Origin of the sequence: Pannus brasiliensis CCIBt3594, assembly GCF_036688125.1 — a bacterium.
GTDB lineage: Bacteria > Cyanobacteriota > Cyanobacteriia > Cyanobacteriales > Microcystaceae > Pannus > Pannus brasiliensis.
In genome coordinates this window covers 1-847 of the sequence record NZ_JBAFSM010000115.1, presented here as the reverse complement: position 1 = coordinate 847, position 847 = coordinate 1, and the positions used below count along the sequence as shown (strand labels likewise).

General features: G+C 44.9%; 1 pseudogene. It reads right to left on the bottom strand.

The features are described 5' to 3' along the window. Positions 1 to 83: 83 nt before the first annotated feature. Positions 84 to 794, bottom strand: a pseudogene (locus V0288_RS24970) (IS30 family transposase); the annotation flags it as partial. Positions 795 to 847 lie beyond the last annotated feature (53 nt).

Below are 847 nucleotides of genomic sequence, written 5' to 3'. Positions count from 1 at the left end.
TAATTGGTTCGCACACTGTTGCTACTGTACCTCATCTATCTGAGAAAGGCTGTATTTTCTTTTAAAAATTCGCCAATTCAAATCTAAATTGCATCACTCTCTGATCCTACTTCATAGAATACCTCAAATGGAGTTCGATAGTCAAGACATTTTCGAGGACGATTGTTAATTAAGTTTACGGCTCTTTCCACCTCCTCTGGCTTAACGATTTTCAAGTTCGTTCCTTTGGGAAAAAATTGTCTGATTAGACCATTGGTATGCTCGTTTAATCCTCTCTCCCAGGAGTGATAAGGATTGGCAAAATAAATATCCACGTCTAATTTCTGGCTTAATTCTTGATGGACGCTAAACTCCTTTCCGTTATCACAAGTGAAAGTCTTTCTTTTTTCTCCCAGGATCGCTTGAAAGAGTTCTTCCGTTACTCGATTAATTTCCCGTGCGGTTTTATCTTTCGCTAATCCCGCCACTAGAAATTTCAAGGCCTTATCTACATGAGTAACTAACACTCCGATATGATTCCCGCCGATTACCGTGTCGCTTTCCCAATGTCCGATCTCGGTTTTCTCATCGGCGATCGCTGGTCGGTTCTCGATTCCCACGCGCCCAGGAATCACTCCCCGCTTGCTTTTCGCTCCTCCCCGTCTTTTTCTTTTCCCGCGCCCCCGGCGTAAATACGAACGGTACCCCCCGCACCCCTGATAGTTCTGGTAGACCATCTGGTAGATCGTCACGCGCGTGATGGATTCTTTCCCTTCCCGGGACAAACGACCGGCTATTTGTTCAGGACTGTGATAATAGACCTCCTGCACGAATCAAGAAGAGTGTGCCAGTTCATAATTGAGTAATC